This window comes from Intrasporangium calvum DSM 43043 (genome assembly GCF_000184685.1).
Taxonomy (GTDB): Bacteria; Actinomycetota; Actinomycetes; order Actinomycetales; family Dermatophilaceae; genus Intrasporangium; species Intrasporangium calvum.
In genome coordinates, this window is record NC_014830.1 from 3,644,135 (window position 1) to 3,662,564 (window position 18,430).

The window sequence follows — 18,430 nt, forward strand, 5'->3', positions numbered from 1 at the left end:
ACATGACCTGGCGCGAACTGCTCTTTCGATGTGGTGGCGCGAACTGCTCCTTCGATGGTCAGCTGGCGAAGTCCGGCTCTCGCTCGCCGATGCCGAGCATCGCGGCAATCGCAGCCACACACCGCTTGGCGGCCCTGCCGTCGCCGTACGGGTTCACCGCGTTGGCCATCGCGTCGTAGGCCTCCCGGTCGTCGAACAGCTCCTGCACCGCCGACCGGATGACCTCGCCATCGGTGCCGACGAGCCGGACCGTCCCGGCATCCACGGCCTCGGGACGCTCCGTCGTGTCCCGCATGACGAGGACGGGCTTGCCGAGGCTCGGCGCCTCCTCCTGGACGCCACCGGAGTCGGTGAGCACGACGTTGGACGCGGCCAGCACGTGGGCGAACTGGTGGTACTCGAGCGGCTCCGTGAGCGTGACGTTGTCCAGCGGCCCGAGCATGGGCTCGATGACGTCTCGGACGATGGGGTTGCGGTGCATCGGCAGCAGGACGAGCACGTCCGGGTTGGCGACGGCCAGGTCGCGGATCGCCCCCATCGACTCGGTCATCCGGTCACCCCAGGACTCCCGCCGGTGCGACGTCACGAGGAGGAGCTTGCGTCCGTCCGTGGCGGCCTCGACGATCTCACCGACGCGCGGGTCGGTGAAGGCCACCGGCTGCGTGGTCGTCCACTGGAGGGCGTCGATGACCGTGTTGCCCGTGACCGGGATCGTCGCCTCGTCGATGCCCTCGCGCAGCAGGTTCGCCTTCGAGGTCGGCGTCGGGGCGAGATGGAGCGAGGCGAGCGGGGACGTGAGTCGACGGTTCACCTCCTCCGGGAACGGGGAGTAGATGTTGCCCGTCCGGAGTCCGGCCTCGAGGTGCACGACCGGGATCTTCTCGTAGAACGCCGACAGCGCGGCAGCGAGCACCGTCGTCGTGTCGCCCTGGACGACGACGACATCCGGCCGCACGTCCTGGAGCAGGTGTGACGTCGCGAGAATGGTCTTCGACGTGATCTCCGCGAGCGTCGCGCCGGGGGTCATCAGGTCGAGGTCGTGGGTCGGCTCGATCCCGAAGAGCGAGTTGACCTGGTCGAGCATCTCGCGGTGTTGGCCCGTGACGGCGACGATGGGCTCGATCTGATCGTGCCGTCGAAGCTCTCCGACGAGCGGGGCCATCTTGATGGCCTCCGGTCGGGTGCCGTAGATGGTCATGACGCGGTACATCCGGTATCCCTCCTGCGTGCTGGCGCCACAGCCTAACGGCCTCGGGTCGTCGGCCTGCCATCACCATCCGAAGTCGCGGGCCGGACGGACGAGGTTCGTCCACTTGGGCGCGACGTCCTCCCGGGCGGAGGCTCGCGTCATCCACCGGAGCACGTGCGGGAGGGCGTGCTCACGCCACCACCGAGCCTCGTCCCGCCACCCCGGTCGTATGCCGCTGGGCCGGCTCCCAGCCCCCCACCCGTCGAGGGGGTCGGCTGGGAGCGCGCCCAGCGGCATACGACAGGCGTCGGACTGAGTCAGTCCAGGCGGTGCGGCCGCCAGACCACGAGCGCCTGGGAGGCGAAGGTCCGCTGCGGCCGTTGCCCCGGGCGCACCGCGACGACCTCCCCCCGCGGACCTGCGGCGAAGACCCGCTCGCCCGGGCGGGCCCCGGCGAGCGCCGCCTGGGTCGCCGACAGCTCGGCCCGGAGCTCGTCGACGCGCGACTGGAGCGCGATCACCTGGTTCTCCAGGTCGAGGATCCGCTGGATGCCGGCGAGGGAGACACCGTCCTGCGAGAGTCGCTGGATCTCGCGGAGGAGCGAGACGTCCCGTCCGCTGTAGCGGCGTCCACCACCCTGGGTCCGGGAGGGCGAGACGAGACCGAGCCGGTCGTACTGCCGCAGCGTCTGCGCGTGCATGCCGGCGAGCTGGGCCGCGACGGAGATGACGAACACCGGGGTGTCGTCGTCGTGCCCCATGGGGTGACGCGCCGTGCCTGGCATCGCCATCACCTGCCCTTCCTCGTGTCTGTCCTCGTGTCTGCCCTCGGGGTTCGAGGTACTGGTCGACCACTGGGAGTCGCTGCGCACCTCGAACCGTCGTTCAGCTGCGTGCCCTCTGGAACAGCTCCGCCCGCGGGTCGTGGCCGTCCTCGGCGGCGGCCATCTTCTCGATCGCCTCGCGCGCCTCGTCGGTCAGCCGCTGCGGCACGATGACCTGGACCTTGGCGAGGAGGTCGCCCGCCTGGTCACCACGCTTGACCCCACGGCCCTTGAGCCGCAGCACCCGTCCGCTCGGGGTGCCGGCCGGGATCCGCACCTTGACGGAACCACCGTCCAGGGTGGGCACCGCGACCGTGGCCCCGAGCGACGCCTCCGCGAAGGTCACCGGGAGGTCGACCGTGAGGTGGTCACCCTCGCGGCCGAAGACCGGGTGCTTGTCGACCGACACGGTGAGGATGAGGTCTCCGGCGGGAGCGCCGGGGTCGCCGTGACGCCCCTTGCCCCGCAGCTTGATCCGCTGCCCGTCCTTGACGCCCGGGGGGATCCGGGCGGTGACCCGCCCCAGCTCCGGCGACGTCAAGGTGACCGTGGAGCCCTCGACGGCGTCCCGGAAGCCGATCCGCGTCGCGGCCGAGACGTCGGCGCCGGCCCGTGGCCCGGCGGTCGAGCCGAAGCCGCCCCCGGGATAGCCGGCCCCGGCCGGGAAGCCCGCAGCGCCGCCGCCGAACATCTGGCCGAGGATGTCCTCCAGGTTGGGCTGGCCACCGCCGCCCCCCGTGTTGAAGCGCACCCGCTGCCCACCACCTGGGCCGCCGAAGTTGGCGAAGATGTCCTCGAAACCCCCGCCCGCGCCGCCCGGCGCGAACCGGGCGCCGCCGTGCGACATGGCCCGGATCGCGTCGTACTCGCGGCGCTGCTCCGGGTCGGAGAGGACGGCATAGGCCTCGCCGATCTCCTTGAACCGCTCCTCGGCCTTCGGGTCGCCGACGTTGTGGTCAGGGTGCAGGTCGCGGGCGAGCTTGCGGTAGGCCTTCTTGACGGCCGCAGCCTCCGCGTCCTGGGGCACGCCGAGGATCGCGTAGAAGTCCTTGTCGAACCAGTCCTGGCTAGCCATGGCGCACCTCCGTCTCTCTCATCCTGCCTGTCCGCCCACGTCAGGACGGGTCGGCCACCGACACGCGGGCGGCCCGCACGAGCCGGTCGCCGATCCGGTACCCCGGCTGGATCACCTGGACGACCGTCGTGCCCGTGGACCCCTCGGGGAGGTCCGCCTCGACGTGCATGAGGGCCTCGTGCACGTTGGGGTCGAACTCCTCGCCCGACGCGCCGACCCGCTCGACACCGAACCGCCCGAGGATCGCCTCGAGCTTCTCGGCGATCGAGGCGAAGGGGCCACCCTCGAGGGCGCCCGCCTCCCGCGCCGAGTGGATGTCGTCGAGCACCGGGAGCAGCGACTCGACGACGCCGCCCACGGCCGAGTGCCGGATCAGCTCGCGGTCCCGGTCGACCCGCTTCTTGTAGTTGACGTACTCGGCCTGCAGACGCTGCAGGTCCGCGAGCAGCGTGGCCGCCATGGAGTCCTCCTCCGCGAGGGCGTCACCCTCGGGCGACTCCTCCGCACCGGTCCGGGTCGCGTCCTGCGGAGCGGCAGAGGGCTCGGGTGCGTGGTCGTACTCGTCCTCGCCCCCCGGCTCGGCCGAGGCGCCCGGACCACCCTCGGAGTAGGTGTGGTGCTTCCTGGCGGCCTCAGCCGCGTCCCCCGGGGCGCCGGCCGTGTCGCCGGCGCCCTCGGAGGTCTCGGGAGCCACGCCCTCGGGCTTGGTCTCGTCGGTCACTTCGCGTCCTTCACGTCCTCAGCCGTGTCATCGTCGATGACCTCGGCGTCGACGACGTCGTCGTCCGCCCCGGCACCCGCCGAGCCACCCGCGTGGGGGGCCTCGCCGTCAGCACCAGCGGAACCGGCTGCTGCAGCGGAAGCGGACTCAGCGGCATACACCGCCTGGCCCATGGCCTGCGACTTCTCGTTGAGCGTCTCGATCTTGGCCTTGATGTCGTCCATGCTGGCCTCGGACCCCTCGGCGACCGCGCTCTTGAGGTCGGCCAGGGCCTCCTCGACCGGCGTCTTCGCGTCGGCCGGGACCTTGTCGCCCGACTCCTTGAGGAAGGTCTCGGTCGAGAAGACGAGCTGCTCGCCCTGGTTGCGGACCTCGGCCTGCTCGCGCCGGACGCGGTCCTCCTCGGCGTGCGCCTCGGCGTCCTTGACCATCCGGTCGATCTCCTCCTTGGAGAGGGCCGAGCCGCCGGTGATGGTCATCTTCTGCTCCTTGCCGGTGCCCTGGTCCTTGGCGGAGACGTTGACGATGCCGTTGGCGTCGATGTCGAAGGTGACCTCGATCTTCGGCACGCCCCGGGGCGCCGGGGCGATGCCGGTCAGCTCGAAGGTGCCGAGCGACTTGTTGTGCTGCGCGATCTCACGCTCACCCTGGAAGACCTGGATGAGGACGGACGGCTGGTTGTCGTCGGCCGTCGTGAAGATCTCGGAGCGCTTCGTCGGGATCGCGGTGTTGCGCTCGATGAGCTTGGTGAACAGGCCACCCTTGGTCTCGATGCCGAGCGAGAGCGGGGTGACGTCGATGAGGAGGACGTCCTTGCGCTCGCCCTTGAGGACACCGGCCTGGAGGGAGGCGCCCACCGCGACGACCTCGTCCGGGTTGACGCCCTTGTTCGGCTCCTTGCCGGCGAGCTCCTTGACGAGGTTCGTCACCGCGGGCATCCGGGTCGAGCCGCCGACGAGGACGACGTGGTCGATGTCGGAGAGCTTGATCCCGGCGTCCTCGATGACCCGGTGGAACGGGGCCTTCGTGCGCTCGAGCAGCTGCTTGGTCATCTGCTCGAACTGGGCGCGGGTCAGCGTCTCGTCGAGGTGGATGGGCCCCTCGGGCGTCATCGAGATGTACTGCGCCGAGATGTTCGTCGACGTCGCGGTCGAGAGCTCCTTCTTGGCGCGCTCGGCCTCGTCACGGAGGCGCTGCATCGCGATCTTGTCCTTGGACAGGTCCTGTCCGGTCTTGTTCTTCACCTGGGTGATGAGGTGCTGGACGATGACCTCGTCCCAGTCGTCACCGCCGAGGTGGTTGTCGCCGTTCGTGGCGCGGACCTGGATCGTCGCGAAGCCGTCCTCGGCGTCCTTGCCGACCTCGAGGAGGGACACGTCGAAGGTGCCGCCGCCGAGGTCGAAGACGAGGATGAGCTCGTCCTCCTTGCCCTTGTCGAGGCCGTAGGCGAGCGCCGCCGCGGTGGGCTCGTTGACGATGCGCAGGACGTTGAGGCCTGCGATCTCGCCGGCCTCCTTGGTGGCCTGGCGCTGGTGGTCCTCGAAGTAGGCGGGGACGGTGATGACCGCGTCGGTCACCGTCTCACCGAGGTAGGCCTCGGCGTCGCGCTTGAGCTTCTGGAGGATGCGGGCGCTGATCTCCTGCGCGGTGTAGGACTTGCCGTCGATCTCCGGCGTCTTCCAGTCGGTGCCCATGTGGCGCTTGACCGACCGGATCGTCCGGTCGACGTTGGTGACGGCCTGCCGCTTGGCGACCTCGCCGACGAGGACCTCGCCGCTCTTGCTGAACGCCACGACGGACGGCGTGGTGCGGCCGCCCTCAGCGTTCGCGATGATGGTCGGCTCGCCGCCCTCGAGGACGGCGACGGCCGAGTTGGTGGTGCCGAGGTCGATTCCGACCGCACGTGCCATGAGTGTTCTCCTTGGGTTCCAGATGGTGGCCGTATGCCGCTGGGCTCGCTCCCACGGGGAGGCTCAGTGTCGCTCGGGCCGGGTTCGTCTGTGGTGGATCCGGGTCTGTGTCGACGCCCAATCTGCTCGTCCGGCTCCGGATTGTCAAAACCAGACTCGCAAATCTTGCGTCTACGTGACTCAACTTTAGCGCGTGCCGGTTTGTTCCACGGCTCGACCCGGGACGCGGGGCCACGGGCGTCCATGACGTGCACCACAGACGGTGGACACCGCTCGACAGTGACGTGAGGTAAGGCTTACCTTTGCACGGTGATCATCTGCCACTGCGGGGTCGTCAACGGCGACACGGTGGCGCGCGCGGTCGACGCGGGCGCTCGGACGCTCTCGCAGGTGTGCCGCAGCACCGGGGCCGGCCAGGACTGCGGCACGTGTGTCTTCGCCTTGCGGCGGCTCCTCTGCGAGCATGAGGCCTCTCCGCACGCCACTCTCCCGGAGGTCGAAAGTGCAGCCAGCTAGTCCTCGGATCACCCAGCTTCTCAACGACGCCCTGACCTTCGAGCTGACGGTCACCAACACCTACTTCCTCCACGCGCGGATGTTGGACAACTGGGGTTTCCCGCGCCTCGGCAAGGTCTTCTACGACCTGTCCATCGACGAGATGCGCGACGCCGACGAGCTGATCAACCGGATCCTCATGTTCGACGGGCACCCGAACGTGCAGCGGCTCAACCCGATCACCATCGGCGAGTCACCGGAGGAGATGCTCGCCCTGGCCCTCGACAGCGAGAAGGCGGCCGTCGCGCAGTTCAACGCCTCGGCCAAGGAGTGCCACGACCTCGGGGACCACGGCACGGCCAGCGTCTTCGAGGAGATGGTCCGGGACGAGGAGAAGCACGCCGACTTCTTCGAGAGCCAGCTCGATGCGATCAAGCGCATCGGCGCTGCCAGCTACCTGGCTCAGCACCTCAAGCCGGGCGACGTCCCGGGGTAGTCGCCCGCCGCGGGGCTGCCAGACTGGCGCCCATGGAGTCCCCAGACCGTTGGGCCGAGCCGGTGTTCAACCGCGGCGACCGCGTCGAGCTCGACCTTTCCGCCCTCGCCGAACCTCCGGACGAGAGCTCACCTGCCAAGGTGCGGGAGGCTCACACCCGGATGATGCAGGTGCACGGCACGCTGGGAACCGTCATCCGCGGCGACGACACGCGCACCGCCGTCGAGCGACTCATCCACCGGCTGACCAGCCGACCGGCCGCCACGGTGCGCGTGCGGTGGGACGGGCAGGCTGACGGTGCTCGGTCGTCCCGGCGTCGACGCCGGGACCGCCCCTACCTGACCCCGGTCGTCTACCGCTCCCAGCTGCGACATGTCGATCCTCCGACCCCCACAGCAGACGCCCCCTCCGTCGGCGAGTGAGCTGGCGGAGGTCGCGCGCAGCTCCGGCGCCCAACCGGGAGGACCCCCGGAGGTGGCGGGTGACCACCTTGGATAGGGTCTGCCAGAGTCCGGCACGGGATCAGGAAGAGGCACCGATGCAGCCACCGCCGAGGCATGCGGTCCTGGAGGGCAAGGCCCTGCACCGCGCGCGTTGGCTGCTGGTCGCTGGCGATCCGCGGGTGGTGGCCGGTCACCGCGATGAGGTCGCCGGGCTCGTCCGAGCCGGACACAGGGTTGACTTCGTGCACTTCGACCGCCTCCCCGGCACCTTGGACGCTCCGGTTGCACCCCGCCGGATCTCCGCGGCGTCGCAGGTCCCGAAGGTGGCTCGTCGCCTGGCCAAGGCGGTGGAGCTGGCCGTTCCCCGCGCACCCCGAACCACCCTCGTGCTGGCTCGGGACGAGGCCCTCGCCGGCACCGTGCGAAGGGCGCACCACGTGCTGCTCCTCGACGCTGCCGCCGCCAGCGCGCGACGGCCGCTCTGGAGACACAACCCGACCGCGCGGTACTGGACCGCCGACGAGGTCGCGGACGTTCTCGAGGAGGAGCTCTGGTGGCGCTACCTCGACCGGCGCCTGCACCAGCTCTCGGGCAATCTCCTCAAGCCAATGAAGACCACAGGGCTCATGGAGGCCGTCGCCTGGCTCGAGCACCGCCGCTCCCGGCGGTTCCCGCCGCCCCAGGACCTCCACCGGTTCGCCCGCAGCATCATCCATGGCTTCGTGAGCACGGGTCGCCTCGAGCGAGCGACCGCGCTGCTGCGCCTCTGCCGCGAGGCTGAGGCCTCGGCGTCCCCCGGCGAGGAGGCAGCCGCCTTCGCGGCGCTCGAGATGCACCTGCGTCTCCACGACGAACCGGTTCCTGCGCGGGACCTGGCGGGGCCGGTCCGAGCCGTCCTCGCGTCGGCCGATGCCGCGCTCGAGTCGGGGGCCTTCCGCGACGCAGCGGGCCGGGCGTCGATCGGGATGGACCTGCTGTTCCATCCCCGCGTGCACACCGACGTGCCGCACACTCCCCTGGTCGAGGACCCCGAGGCGTTCACCGCTCCGCTCCATGACTCACGGGTGGGCCGGCTGCTCATGTCCCCGGCTCGACGGACGGGAGCGGTCGAGCCGCGGCCCTCGGACCACCACCCGCTCAAGGTCGTCTACCTCCCCGGCTCCTACCCCTGGCACGCTGCCCGCGCTCTCGCGGCACTGCGTGCCGACGACAGAGCCGACCTCTCCGTCCTCAGGCTGAGGCAGACCACCCTGCAGAGCATGAGCATCGGAGAGTTCTTCGCCTCCTACCTGCTGGCCCGGACCGTCCCCGACTTCCCCGAGGGGCCACGACCCGCAGACCCGGACCAGCTGTCCGCGCTGGCGCAGGCCGACGTCGTCGTCGCGGACTGGGCTGACAAGGGCGCCGTCTGGGCCTCTCGCGAGCTCCCGCCGAGCGCGCGGCTCGTCGTTCGGGTCCACAGTGCCGACGTGCTCAGCGCGGGAGTCCACCTCGTCGACTGGTCCCGCGTCGATGACGTCATCTGCGTGAGCGAGCACCTGCGGCACGTCTTCCGGGCGCTGCTCGGCGAGCGGGTCGCCCACGTCCGCATCCACGTCATCGCGAACATCCTGGCTGACTTCACCCCCGATCCGGACGCCTCGGGCGCATCGGTCGCCTCGGTCGCCTCGGACCGCCCGGACCCGGCGGAGGGGGGCGACGGTCGGACCATCGCCATGGTCGGCTGGGGGCAGAAGGTCAAGGATCCGCTGATGGCCCTGGACATCCTTGCCGAGCTCGTGCGACGGGAGCCGGGGTGGCGCCTCCGGCTCATCGGCGCCGACTTCCCGGCGAGCGACAGCGGTCTCGTCTCCGCCTACACGACTGCGTTCCGCCGCCGAGCGGCCCAGCCGGACCTGGCCGGCGCCATCGACCACGTCGGGCACACGACGGACGTCCCCCGAGCCCTCGCCGGAAGCTCCTTCATCCTCAGCACCAGTCTCCGCGAGTCGTTCCACATCGGCGCCATGGAGGGGATCGTGGCCGGCGCCGTCCCCGTCATCCGGGACTGGCCCGCCTTCGCGAGGTACCACGGGGCCGCCGGGCTCTTCCCCGCGTCGGCGATCTTCGAGACGGTCGACGAGGCCGTTGAACTCATCTGGTCGCTCCGCGACCCCGTCACGCGACGCGCTGCGCTGCGTCGCACCCAGGAGTCGATGCTCCCCCTCCTCGACGGCCGGAACGCCACCCGCCAGCTGCTCGACGTCATCCTGCACTGAGGCGCCCGCCGTGGGGCGCCGTGCAGCGCCGTGCAGCGCCGTGCAGCGCCACCGACGATGGCTCGGTCAGGCGGTCACGACGCCCGGCTGCCCGGCACCCTGGAGCCGGACGGTGGCGACGGGCACGAGGACGGGCTCGTCCGCACCGTCCGGCTGCTCACCGCGCCGCCAGGTCAGCTCGAGGGCGGGACCGTCCACGATGAGCTCGCCGATGCAGTTGTCGAACCACGGCCCGTCGGTGACCCGCCACGGATACGACGGGTCGGGGATCCGGGAGGATCGGCTCGCGACCCAGCGCATCGGGCCGACCAGGCTCTTCGCGAAGGCTGACATGAAGATGCGCAGCCCACGAGGCATCGGGTTGCGGATCGGCGAGCAGACCGCCTGGACGAGGAGGGACTGGGCGCCGTGCCGCGCCCCGTCCTCGACCTGGGCGACGTAGGAGTTGTGGACGTCCCCGGACAGGAAGGTGATCGTCGCCGGCGGGCGCCCGCGTTCCCCGCGGGCCACGGCCATGACGAGGTCGAACACCTCGGCGAAGCCGTCGTTGAAGGCCGCCCAGTGCTCGAGGTCGACCTTCTGGCGCAGCCGCTCGGCGGCGACCGACACCGGCCGCGAGAGCCAGGGACGGGAGAAGGCTCCGGTGGCCAGCACCTCGTCGATGGCCTCGAGGTCGTGCAGGCCCGGCGGGAGCAGGAACGGCAGGGACGTGCCGATGAGGAGGTGGTCGACGTCGCCGACGAGCTGGTCGTCGAGCCAGGCCATCTCGTCGGGATCGAGCATCGAGCGGCGGTCCGGTTCGAGGACGCGAGCCGCTCGCGAGTCAACGACGATGAGCCGGCTGTCCCCGAAGTCCCGGACGTAGCTCCACCGGTAGACGTCGGGGTGCCGGTCCACCCGGCGGGCGAGGTCCCGCACGGCAGCGGTGAGATCGAGCTCGTCGGTCCCGTCGTGGTCGAGGACCCGGGCATAGACCTCGTCGGCCCGCAGCTGCTCCGGAGAGAGGTTGCCGATGTGCTGGTAGACCCAGTACGACGCGAGCCCGCTGACGAGCCGCTCCGCCCACCACGACGTCTGGTTCATCCTCTCGTGCCAGGTCCACGACGTGTTCCAGTCGTCGCGGATGTCGTGGTCGTCGAAGATCATGCACGAGGGGACGGTGGACAGGAGCCACCGGTTGGCCGGGTCGGTCCACGCGAGAAGGTAGAGGTGGGCGTACTCGGCGTAGTCCTTGATCTCCTCGCCGGGCGGTTCCTCGAGGCTGCGCCGCTCGCTGATCCACTCCCGCATCGCGTCCGAGGTGAGGTCGGCGTACACCTGGTCGCCGAGGAAGGCGATGAGGTCGGGCTGGTCTGCGTCCCCCTTGGCGACGGCGAGGGCCAGGGCGCGGAGGGCGTCCACGCCGTTCGTCTCGTTGCCCTGCCGGTCATGCGGGACGGAGGTCCGGCAGGAGCCGTAGGCGAGGCGGGTGGGCCGGGTCCGGTCGATGGTCCGGATCCGCGGGGCCGGGTAGGGGCTGTCCGGCGCCGGCCAGACGACCTGGCCGTCCACACGGAGCACGTAGTCCTGCGTCGAGGCCGGCTCGAGGCCGTCGACGAGGACCAGCGCGTAGTGGTGCCCCTCGACCGCGAAGGTCCCGGCGGACCACCTCCGTGGCCCCGACTCCACCGTGACCTCGGCACGGGCTGCGGTCTCCACCCACACCGAGGCCGTCGTCTCGTCGGCGTAGCGGAGCATCGGGCCGAGCACGAGGCTCGTCGCAACGTCCATGGATCAGGCATACCCTCAATCGGTTCACCGCGGGGGCCAATCAGGCTGTGAACCGCTCCCGACGCACCTCGAGCCTGCGCATGACCGGTGTGGCGAGCGCCCCGTGGACGAAGACGGACAGGGCGATGGCGAGGGCAACGGTGGCCCACAGCCAGCGCTCCTCCGGGAAGGCGTAGAGGCCGGCGCCATAGGCCAGGTAGTAGAGCGAGCCGACGCCCCGGACCCCGAAGAAGGCCGTCGCGAGCGCCTCCGGCCGTGTCATGCCGCTCGACGCGTCGGGTCGGTGCCGCCACCCGTTCAGGCTGAGCAGGCCGGCGAGCGGGCGGATGACGAAGACGAGCAGGAGGGCGATGACGACACCCCGCCAGTCGAGGGGAGCGAGCAGCCCGTTCGTCAGGGCGGTCCCGAGCAGCAGGAGGACCACGAGGACGAGCAGCCGCTCGAAGTTCTCGATGACCTGGTGCATCGTCGCGTGGTACTCGTGACCGCGCTCCGCGGTGCGCAGCGTCATCCCACAGGCGAAGACCGCGAGGAACCCGTAGCCGCCGACGACCTCGCTCAGGCCGTAGGTGGTGACGAGGGCGGCGAGGACGAGGAGCGGCTCACCCTGCTCGGCCAGGCGCAGGGCCCGTCGGGGGGCGCGGAACGCGACCTTGGCGAGGCCCCAGCCGACGACCATGCCAACGGCCACCCCGAGGACGATCTTGCCCACCAGCTCCCACGCCGCCCACCGGAGGATCCACTCGCTCGGCGGCCCCTTGACCGCGAGGAAGATGCCCGCGTAGACGAACGGGAAGGCCAGGCCGTCGTTGAGCCCCGCCTCCGAGGTCAGGGCGAAGCGGACCTCGTCCTCCTCGTCGATCTCCTCTGCGCTCTCGACGTCGGCGTCCGCGTCGTCGAGGACCTGGGGCCCCGAGACCTGCACGTCCCCGGCGAGAACCGGGTCGGTCGGCGCGAGGACGGCCCCGAGGAGCAGCGCCGCGGCGCCGGAGAGCCCGAGCGACCACCCGAGGAGCGCCACCGCGGCGATGGAGATGGGCATCGCGACCGCGAGCAGCCGCCAGGTCGCACTCCACGCCGCCCACGAGGAGCGGTCGCGGAACGAGAACGGCCGGTCCAGGGCCAGCCCCACCCCCATCAGCGCGACGAGGACCGCGATCTCGGTGACCCGTTGGATGACCGGCCGGGTGTCGACCGGGTCCAGGTTGAGCCCGTCGGGGAGGGGTGCCAGCCCGATGGCCATCCCGACGACGAGGAGCACCATCGGCGCCGAGACGGCGTAGCGGGTGAGCACCGGAGGCAGCACCGCCGCGAGGAGCAGCGCGAGTCCGGCGACGAGGTAGACGGCGTTGGTCGGCATTGCTCGCAATGGTGCCACCGCCCCGCGTCGTACGACGCCCTCGAGCGGTCGGCTCGTTGTCGGCCTCGCACGTCAACCGAGCTGGCTGCGGCCCACGATCCGCTCGAAGACGAGACTCGTCTGGGCGTGCGCGACCCCTTCGACGGACGTCAGGTGGTCGAGGACCATGTCCCGCAGGTCGTCGCTCGTCGGCGCGGTGACGTGCACGAGGAAGTCGTCCGCTCCGGCAACGTGGTAGGCCGCGATGACGCCGGGAACGGCGGCGATCCGTTCCCGGAACGAGTCCATCGATCCGCGTGCGTGGACCGAGAACCGCAGGGCGATGATCGCCTCCATCGGCCGGCCGAGCGCGGCATGGTCCACCTCCGCATGGATGCCGCGCACCACTCCGGTCTCGCGCAGCGACCGGATCCGACCGGCGCAGGTCGACTCGGGCAGGCCGACGCGGCGGGCGATCTCCGCGTTGGAGAGACGCCCGTCGTCGAGGAGCTCCCGGACGATGGCGCGGTCCGTGTCGTCGAGCGGCCGTGGCGGCAGGGGTGCGTACGGGCCTCGTGGAATCCGCGTCGAGGAACGTTCGTCAGCGCTCACGAGCGGAAGGATCCCCCATTCGGGCTGATCCTGTCGAGGTTTTCGCGAGAATCTTGAAGGATTTCGGCCGGATCGGCGAACATCTGTGCTCATGAGCATGGAGACCACAGCGGTCCACGCCGGACGAGAGGACTGCACGGCCCTCGGCGTCCACGTTCCTCCCCTGGACCAGTCGAGCACCTATCCGTTGCCTTCGGTGGAGGCCGGCGGCGCATCGTACGAGCGGATGGCCACGGGCGGCCGACCCACAGCCGGCGACTCCCTGGTCTACCAGCGGCTCTGGAACCCCAACGTCGACCGTTTCGAGCGGGCCCTGGCGAGCCTCGAGGGGGCGGAGGCAGGGGTCGCCTTCGCGTCGGGCATGGCGGCCATCACGGCGTGTCTCCTGGCGACGGTCGCGGCCGGTCGTCCCCACGTGGTCGCGCTCCGTCCCCTGTACGGCGGCACGGACCATCTCCTCGCAACCGGCCTCGTCGGCACGTCCGTCACCTGGGCCACCGCGGACGAGGTCGCCAGCGCCATCCGGCCGGAGACCGGGCTCGTCGTCGTCGAGACCCCGGCCAACCCCTCACTGGACCTCGTGGACCTCCGGGCCGTCGTCGCCGCTGCGGGGGACGTCCCGGTGCTCGTCGACAACACCTTCGCCACGCCGATCCTCCAGCAGCCGCTGCAGCTCGGCGCCGCCCTGAGCGTCCATTCCGCCACGAAGTTCCTCGGTGGCCACGGCGACCTGCTCGGGGGCATCGTCGCGACGAACGAGGAGTGGGCCGTCCGGTTGCGCCAGGTGCGCGCCCTGACCGGTGGCCTGCTGGCGCCGACGTCGGCCTACCAGCTGCACCGTGGACTGCAGACCCTTCCCGTGCGGGTCAGGGCCCAGCAGGACACGGCGCAGGTCGTCGCGTCGTGGCTCGACCGGCAGTACGGCGTGGCGCGGGTCGCCTATCCCGGGCTGCCCGGCGGCGACCCGGACGGGCTCGTCGGCACCCAGATGGCCGGACCCGGCTCGATCCTCGCGATCATCCTCGACGGTGGGTACGCCGCGGCCGCGGCGTTCGCCGAGGCCTGCCAGCTGATCACGCACGCCGTGTCGCTGGGTGGCGTCGACACGCTCATCCAGCACGCCGCGGCGTTGACCCACCGCCCGGTGGCTCCCGAGGCGCGGCCGAACGCCGGCCTCCTGAGGCTCTCCATCGGACTCGAACACCCGGCGGACCTCATCGCAGACCTCGACCGTGCACTCCGGGCAGCCCGTGCAGCAACACCGGCCACGGCCCCCGTCACGACCCCAGGCGCCGGTGCGTCCGCACCCTTCCGCCAGCTCGCGTCCTCCACGCACTGACCCGCCCCTGCCGCAACACACCCGCTTACCGTCTGCACCCCCCGCCTGCATCAGGGAGGTGCAGGCGGTAGGCGGGTGTGTTGCGGGGTCTGCAGGGGCATCCGGGCTGCGGTCACCGGGCGCGTTGGACCGCCTGCTGCACCCCCGCGATGACCCGGGAGTAGTCGTCGTCCGGCTCGCCGCCGAGCACCGCACCCCACGCCGGGACGAGCTCGGCGCCGTAGCGGTGCCCGAACCCGTCCGCCGGGTCGTGGCCCACCGCCATGTCCGTCGTCAGCTGCCAGAAGGTGACGAAGGGGATCCACGTGACGTCAGGGTTGACGTCCCGACCCCGCGGCTCGCGCAGCCACTCCGGCTCGGCCCCCAGGGTCGACGGGTTCCACCAGACGACCGGGTCGGACGGGTGCTGGGCGTAGACGTACCGGGGAAAGGCCCACTCGCCGTAGTCGCGGCCGTAGTAGTCGTGGGTCAGCTCCGCCGCGTTCGTCGCGAAGCGGAAGTGCCGGCCGTCCTCGACGACGGGCGCGACCTGCGGACTGCCTGGGGTGCGAGCGCCGGTCAGCTCGGCGTGGATCCGGGTGAAGCTCGGCGTCCCGACCCAGACGCCGCCGTCTGCCCGGCGCAGCATGTCGTCGGCGTCGGCGAACGCCGCGTGCCCGCCGTAGGACCCCAAGGACTCACCGCCGACGACGAGCCGGGGCCGACGATCCTCGGGCAGGCGCGACACCTCGGCGTGGATCTTGTCGAAGAGGACCCGGCCGGCCTCCCGCGGAGTCTCGCGGTCGGTGAGGAGGGCGACCGCGCTCGGCACATAGCTGTACTGCATCGCGGCGATGGCACTGTCACCGCCGGTGAGGTACTCGATGGACTTCGCGGACCAGTCGTCGACCCACCCGGTGCCGGTCGTCGTGATGACGGCGACGACCTTCCGTTCGAAGGCCCGGGTGCGACGCAGCTCGGCCACCACTGCGTCGGCGACCTGCTCGATGGTCCGGTCGTCACCGCGGCCCGCGTAGACGCGGATCGGCTCCTTCGCCGGGCGGCCGGTCGCCGCTTGGATCAGGGTGGCCCGGGAGACGTTCGTGACGAACATCTGCCCCTGGAAGCCGAGGCTGGCATACGCCTCAAGCGAGCCCGGCCCACCGGAGACGAACACCGACGACGGGACGGACCGGCCCGCCGGCTGCCGGGCGTTGACCTGGGCGGCGCTCGCGGCCATCGCCTGCATCCCCCGATGGAAGACCACGCTGTCGGACACCCACAGGGTCGCCGTCCCGACGACGACGATCGCGACGATGGACGCGAGCGTGCGAGGCAGCACCTGTCCGGCGGCCTCGGCGAGCCGATGGGTCGCCCGGCGCAGCCCCCGGGCGATCGCGAGCAGGAGAGCCGCGAGCGCGACCGCGAGCGCGATGGCCCAAACCCAGTCGAGGGGTCGCAGCGGGCTGAGCCCGAGGAACTCAGCGGTGCGGCCCTGCGAGCGGACGTTCGAGACCGTCAGGGCGGTGACCGCCACGACGCTGAGGATCGGCAGGGCGACGCGGAGGACGTGCTCCGTCTCGCGGCTCACGGACACGCGCAGCTGGACGAGTCGGGCGATCCGCCGCACGACCCAGGCCAGGACCACTCCCAGGCCGTAGCCGGCGGCCGCGCAGAGCCCGCTGATGACGCCCTGGTAGTACCAGGTCCGCGGCAGCAGGCTCGGCGACATGGAGATGAGGAAGTAGGTCGCGGCGAAGAACAACCCGGGCCCCGACAGGTGCCACCACGGATTCGGCCAGGCCCGGCCGGAGGTCGACGTGGAGGGCATGCGCCCAGCCTAGGCAGGGCCGGCACCCGTCCGCTGCAGGTTTCCCGCCGTGGACGCGTCCCGTCCGGTCCGCGCACAGGAGATAGGTTGTCGAGTCGTGAAGATCGACATCTGGACCGACATCGTCTGCCCGTACTGCTACCTCGGGCGGCGCCGTTTCGAGCTGGCGCTCGAGCAGTTCGAGCACCGTGACGAGGTCGAGGTCCAGTGGCACAGCTTCGAGCTGGACCGCAACGCCGAGCCCGTCACCGAGCACGACCTGCCCGGCCTCATCGCCGCGAAGTACGGCACGTCTCGTGAGGATGCCGTGGCGCAGCACGAGCGTCTCGCGACCGAGGCGGCCGCGGTCGGCCTCGAGCTCAGCTGGCGCACGGCCCGGCACGGCAACACCTTCGACGCCCACCGTCTCGTGCACCTCGCCGCCGAGGCCGGTGGCCCCCAGCTCGCCGGGAGGGCCCACGACCGGCTGATGCGGGCCTACTTCGCCGAGGGCCTGGCGGTGGGCGACCGGGAGGCGCTCGTCGGTCTGGCCCCGGACCTCGGGCTGGACGCCCGGGAGGTCCGCGAGATGCTCGAGTCCGACGACTTCGGCAACCACGTCCGCAGTGACGAGGCGACCGCGAAGATGCTCGGCATCACGGGAGTTCCCTTCTTCGTCCTCGACCGGCGCTACGGCGTGTCCGGCGCCCAGCCCGTCGAGGTGTTCGCGCAGGCCCTCGCCCAGGCCTGGACGTCCAAGGACGAGGAGCGCGAGCCCGCGATGTCCGGCGGCGGGTGCGGCGGGTGCGGACCCGAAGGCTGCGGCGGCGCCTGCAGCGCCTGAGCCCAGCCCGCGCCGGACGGTCGGGAGGCACCTGGCGGGCCCAGCGGCATACGGCCCCGCGTAGCGTGGAGGCATGTCGCATCCCGTCATGTTCGACGCGAGTGACCCCCACTACGTCCGGCTCCGGGAGATCTGCCTCGCCCTCCCCGGAGCGCAGGAGAAGATCGCGCACGGGCGACCGAACTTCTTCACCCGCAAGGTCTTCGCGGCCTTCGGCGGCTCCCTCAAGGGTGAGCACCGGTCGCCCGTCGCCCGCCACTCGGTGCTCTTCCTGCCCGACCCGAGCGAGCGGGCCGCGCTGCTCGACGACGAGCGCTGCTTCGTGCCGGCCTACGTCGGTGCCGCGGGCTGGCTCGGCCTCAGCTTCCATCTCATCGGCGGGGCGGACCTGGTCGACTGGGACGAGGTCGCCGAGCTGGTCGACGCGTCCTACCGACTCACCGCGCCCGCCCGACTCGTGAAGGAGCTCGATTCCCGTGCGTGACAGCTGGAGCCAGGACGAGGGGACGATCCGCGTCGAGTGGGGTCCGGTCGGGGCTCAGTCGCTCGTGTCGTATGCCGCTGAGCGCGGTCCCGTCGTCGCCGTCGTCGTCGACGTGCTGAGCTTCACGACAGCGGTGTCCGTGGCCGTCGACGGGGCGGTGACGGTCTGGCCGTACCGGTGGAAGGACGACTCTGCTGCGGCCTTCGCCCGGGAGCACGACGCCGAGCTCGCCGTGGGACGTGGTGCGGCGAAAGTCAGTGGCGGGATCAGCCTGTCGCCGTTGAGCATTCGCGATGCAGCGGGGTCGGTGGAGCGCCTGGTGCTGCCCTCTCCGAACGGGTCGACCGTCACCGCACTGCTGGACGGGGCGGGGGCCGTGGTGGCGGCCGGTTCGCTCCGCAACCGATCGGCGGTCGGGGCGTGGGCGGTCCGGGAGCTCGACGCGCTGGCCGCTGCCCCTGGACGCCAGGGCCGCGTCGGGGACCCGGCCGTGGTCATCGTCCCGGCCGGGGAGCGCTGGCCCAACGGCGGCCTGCGGCCGGCCGCGGAGGACCTCTGGGGCGCGGGCGCGATCGTCGACGCGATCGTCACCCGGCTCGAGCACCGGGCGGGCCCGATGCTGCTCAGCGCGGAGGCTGCCGTGGCGCTGGCGGCGTGGTCGTGGGTCGAGGACCGGGTGGGTCCGTCGCTCGAGGCGTGCGCCAGCGGGCGCGAGCTGGTCGACGACGGCTACCCCGAGGACGTGCAGATGGCGAGTGAGGTCGACGTGAGCGGCCGGGTGCCGGTCCTCGTGGACGGCGCCTTCCGCCCCGCCGCCAGCACCCCCTGACGATCGAAAGAGC

General features: G+C 71.4%; 18 protein-coding genes. 8 read left to right on the forward strand and 10 right to left on the reverse strand.

Going from position 1 to position 18,430, the window contains the following annotated elements; all coding sequences use genetic code 11:
• Positions 1 to 58: 58 nt before the first annotated feature.
• The 6 genes from wecB to dnaK form a co-directional block, all read right to left on the reverse strand.
• The gene (gene wecB, locus INTCA_RS16635; RefSeq protein ID WP_013494090.1) at positions 59 to 1,210 is read right to left on the reverse strand and encodes a non-hydrolyzing UDP-N-acetylglucosamine 2-epimerase; all 1,152 of its coding nucleotides are present in this window, start codon (positions 1,208 to 1,210) and stop codon (positions 59 to 61) included.
• Between the two features lie 60 nt (positions 1,211 to 1,270).
• Positions 1,271 to 1,486 carry a hypothetical protein gene (locus tag INTCA_RS19675; RefSeq protein ID WP_148236651.1) on the reverse strand — a complete coding sequence of 72 codons (216 nt, stop codon included), beginning with the start codon at positions 1,484 to 1,486 and terminating at the stop codon, positions 1,271 to 1,273.
• A 20-nt stretch (positions 1,487 to 1,506) separates the two neighbouring features.
• Positions 1,507 to 1,980 (reverse strand): heat shock protein transcriptional repressor HspR, encoded by a 474-nt coding sequence (locus INTCA_RS16640; RefSeq protein ID WP_013494091.1) that lies wholly within the window; start codon positions 1,978 to 1,980, stop codon positions 1,507 to 1,509.
• A 94-nt stretch (positions 1,981 to 2,074) separates the two neighbouring features.
• On the reverse strand, positions 2,075 to 3,088 hold the full coding sequence (locus INTCA_RS16645) for a DnaJ C-terminal domain-containing protein (RefSeq protein ID WP_013494092.1): 1,014 nt from the start codon (positions 3,086 to 3,088) through the stop codon (positions 2,075 to 2,077).
• Positions 3,089 to 3,128: 40 nt separating this feature from the next.
• Complete coding sequence (locus INTCA_RS16650; RefSeq protein WP_013494093.1) at positions 3,129 to 3,809, reverse strand: nucleotide exchange factor GrpE; 681 nt, start codon at positions 3,807 to 3,809, stop codon at positions 3,129 to 3,131.
• Entirely contained in the window at positions 3,806 to 5,719 is a 1,914-nt protein-coding gene (dnaK, locus tag INTCA_RS16655; protein WP_013494094.1) for a molecular chaperone DnaK, read from the reverse strand. Before dnaK ends, INTCA_RS16650 begins: the two co-directional genes overlap by 4 nt.
• Before the next feature lie 309 nt (positions 5,720 to 6,028).
• Between dnaK and INTCA_RS16660 the strand changes: the two genes are divergently transcribed.
• The 4 genes from INTCA_RS16660 (at position 6,029) to INTCA_RS16675 (ending at position 9,411) form a co-directional block, all read left to right on the forward strand.
• Positions 6,029 to 6,235, forward strand: coding sequence for a (2Fe-2S)-binding protein (locus INTCA_RS16660; RefSeq protein ID WP_013494095.1), 207 nt, complete (start codon positions 6,029 to 6,031; stop codon positions 6,233 to 6,235).
• Complete coding sequence (gene bfr, locus INTCA_RS16665; protein ID WP_013494096.1) at positions 6,222 to 6,710, forward strand: bacterioferritin; 489 nt, start codon at positions 6,222 to 6,224, stop codon at positions 6,708 to 6,710. The genes INTCA_RS16660 and bfr overlap by 14 nt, the downstream gene beginning before the upstream one ends.
• Positions 6,711 to 6,742: 32 nt before the next feature.
• The gene (locus INTCA_RS16670; RefSeq protein WP_013494097.1) at positions 6,743 to 7,132 is read left to right on the forward strand and encodes a hypothetical protein; all 390 of its coding nucleotides are present in this window, start codon (positions 6,743 to 6,745) and stop codon (positions 7,130 to 7,132) included.
• 116 nt (positions 7,133 to 7,248) lie between these two features.
• The gene (locus INTCA_RS16675; protein ID WP_013494098.1) at positions 7,249 to 9,411 is read left to right on the forward strand and encodes a glycosyltransferase family protein; all 2,163 of its coding nucleotides are present in this window, start codon (positions 7,249 to 7,251) and stop codon (positions 9,409 to 9,411) included.
• Between the two features lie 66 nt (positions 9,412 to 9,477).
• Here the strand turns inward: INTCA_RS16675 and INTCA_RS16680 are convergent, their stop codons facing one another.
• The 3 genes from INTCA_RS16680 to INTCA_RS16690 form a co-directional block, all read right to left on the reverse strand.
• Positions 9,478 to 11,181 carry an alkaline phosphatase D family protein gene (locus INTCA_RS16680; RefSeq protein ID WP_013494099.1) on the reverse strand — a complete coding sequence of 568 codons (1,704 nt, stop codon included), beginning with the start codon at positions 11,179 to 11,181 and terminating at the stop codon, positions 9,478 to 9,480.
• A gap of 40 nt (positions 11,182 to 11,221) precedes the next feature.
• Complete coding sequence (locus INTCA_RS16685) at positions 11,222 to 12,541, reverse strand: cation:proton antiporter (protein ID WP_013494100.1); 1,320 nt, start codon at positions 12,539 to 12,541, stop codon at positions 11,222 to 11,224.
• Between the two features lie 72 nt (positions 12,542 to 12,613).
• On the reverse strand, positions 12,614 to 13,132 hold the full coding sequence (locus INTCA_RS16690; RefSeq protein WP_013494101.1) for an Lrp/AsnC family transcriptional regulator: 519 nt from the start codon (positions 13,130 to 13,132) through the stop codon (positions 12,614 to 12,616).
• 91 nt (positions 13,133 to 13,223) lie between these two features.
• Between INTCA_RS16690 and INTCA_RS16695 the strand changes: the two genes are divergently transcribed.
• A complete protein-coding gene (locus INTCA_RS16695) occupies positions 13,224 to 14,471 on the forward strand; it encodes a trans-sulfuration enzyme family protein (protein ID WP_013494102.1) in 1,248 nt (415 codons plus the stop codon).
• A 112-nt stretch (positions 14,472 to 14,583) separates the two neighbouring features.
• On the opposite strand, the gene INTCA_RS16700 is transcribed toward INTCA_RS16695, so the two are convergent.
• Complete coding sequence (locus INTCA_RS16700; protein ID WP_013494103.1) at positions 14,584 to 16,281, reverse strand: alpha/beta hydrolase; 1,698 nt, start codon at positions 16,279 to 16,281, stop codon at positions 14,584 to 14,586.
• Positions 16,282 to 16,378: 97 nt separating this feature from the next.
• Here INTCA_RS16700 and INTCA_RS16710 point away from each other — a divergent pair, with 97 nt between their 5' ends.
• From INTCA_RS16710 to INTCA_RS16720, 3 genes are all read left to right on the forward strand, one after another.
• On the forward strand, positions 16,379 to 17,104 hold the full coding sequence (locus tag INTCA_RS16710) for a DsbA family oxidoreductase (protein ID WP_013494104.1): 726 nt from the start codon (positions 16,379 to 16,381) through the stop codon (positions 17,102 to 17,104).
• A gap of 73 nt (positions 17,105 to 17,177) precedes the next feature.
• Entirely contained in the window at positions 17,178 to 17,588 is a 411-nt protein-coding gene (locus INTCA_RS16715) for an MmcQ/YjbR family DNA-binding protein (RefSeq protein ID WP_041307913.1), read from the forward strand.
• Positions 17,581 to 18,417, forward strand: a complete 837-nt coding sequence (locus tag INTCA_RS16720) for a 2-phosphosulfolactate phosphatase (RefSeq protein WP_013494106.1) — start codon at positions 17,581 to 17,583, stop codon at positions 18,415 to 18,417. Before INTCA_RS16715 ends, INTCA_RS16720 begins: the two co-directional genes overlap by 8 nt.
• Positions 18,418 to 18,430: the final 13 nt, after the last annotated feature.

Bases quoted from the DNA above. Each gene is read 5' to 3' on its own strand.
- wecB (WP_013494090.1), bottom strand. From the start codon at position 1,210: ATGTACCGCGTCATGACCATCTACGGCACCCGACCGGAGGCCATCAAG.
- INTCA_RS19675 (WP_148236651.1), bottom strand. From the start codon at position 1,486: ATGCCGCTGGGCGCGCTCCCAGCCGACCCCCTCGACGGGTGGGGGGCT.
- INTCA_RS16640 (WP_013494091.1), bottom strand. From the start codon at position 1,980: ATGGCGATGCCAGGCACGGCGCGTCACCCCATGGGGCACGACGACGAC.
- INTCA_RS16645 (WP_013494092.1), bottom strand. From the start codon at position 3,088: ATGGCTAGCCAGGACTGGTTCGACAAGGACTTCTACGCGATCCTCGGC.
- dnaK (WP_013494094.1), bottom strand. From the start codon at position 5,719: ATGGCACGTGCGGTCGGAATCGACCTCGGCACCACCAACTCGGCCGTC.
- INTCA_RS16670 (WP_013494097.1), top strand. From the start codon at position 6,743: ATGGAGTCCCCAGACCGTTGGGCCGAGCCGGTGTTCAACCGCGGCGAC.
- INTCA_RS16675 (WP_013494098.1), top strand. From the start codon at position 7,249: ATGCAGCCACCGCCGAGGCATGCGGTCCTGGAGGGCAAGGCCCTGCAC.
- INTCA_RS16680 (WP_013494099.1), bottom strand. From the start codon at position 11,181: ATGGACGTTGCGACGAGCCTCGTGCTCGGCCCGATGCTCCGCTACGCC.
- INTCA_RS16685 (WP_013494100.1), bottom strand. From the start codon at position 12,541: ATGCCGACCAACGCCGTCTACCTCGTCGCCGGACTCGCGCTGCTCCTC.
- INTCA_RS16695 (WP_013494102.1), top strand. From the start codon at position 13,224: ATGAGCATGGAGACCACAGCGGTCCACGCCGGACGAGAGGACTGCACG.
- INTCA_RS16700 (WP_013494103.1), bottom strand. From the start codon at position 16,281: ATGCCCTCCACGTCGACCTCCGGCCGGGCCTGGCCGAATCCGTGGTGG.
- INTCA_RS16715 (WP_041307913.1), top strand. From the start codon at position 17,178: ATGTCGCATCCCGTCATGTTCGACGCGAGTGACCCCCACTACGTCCGG.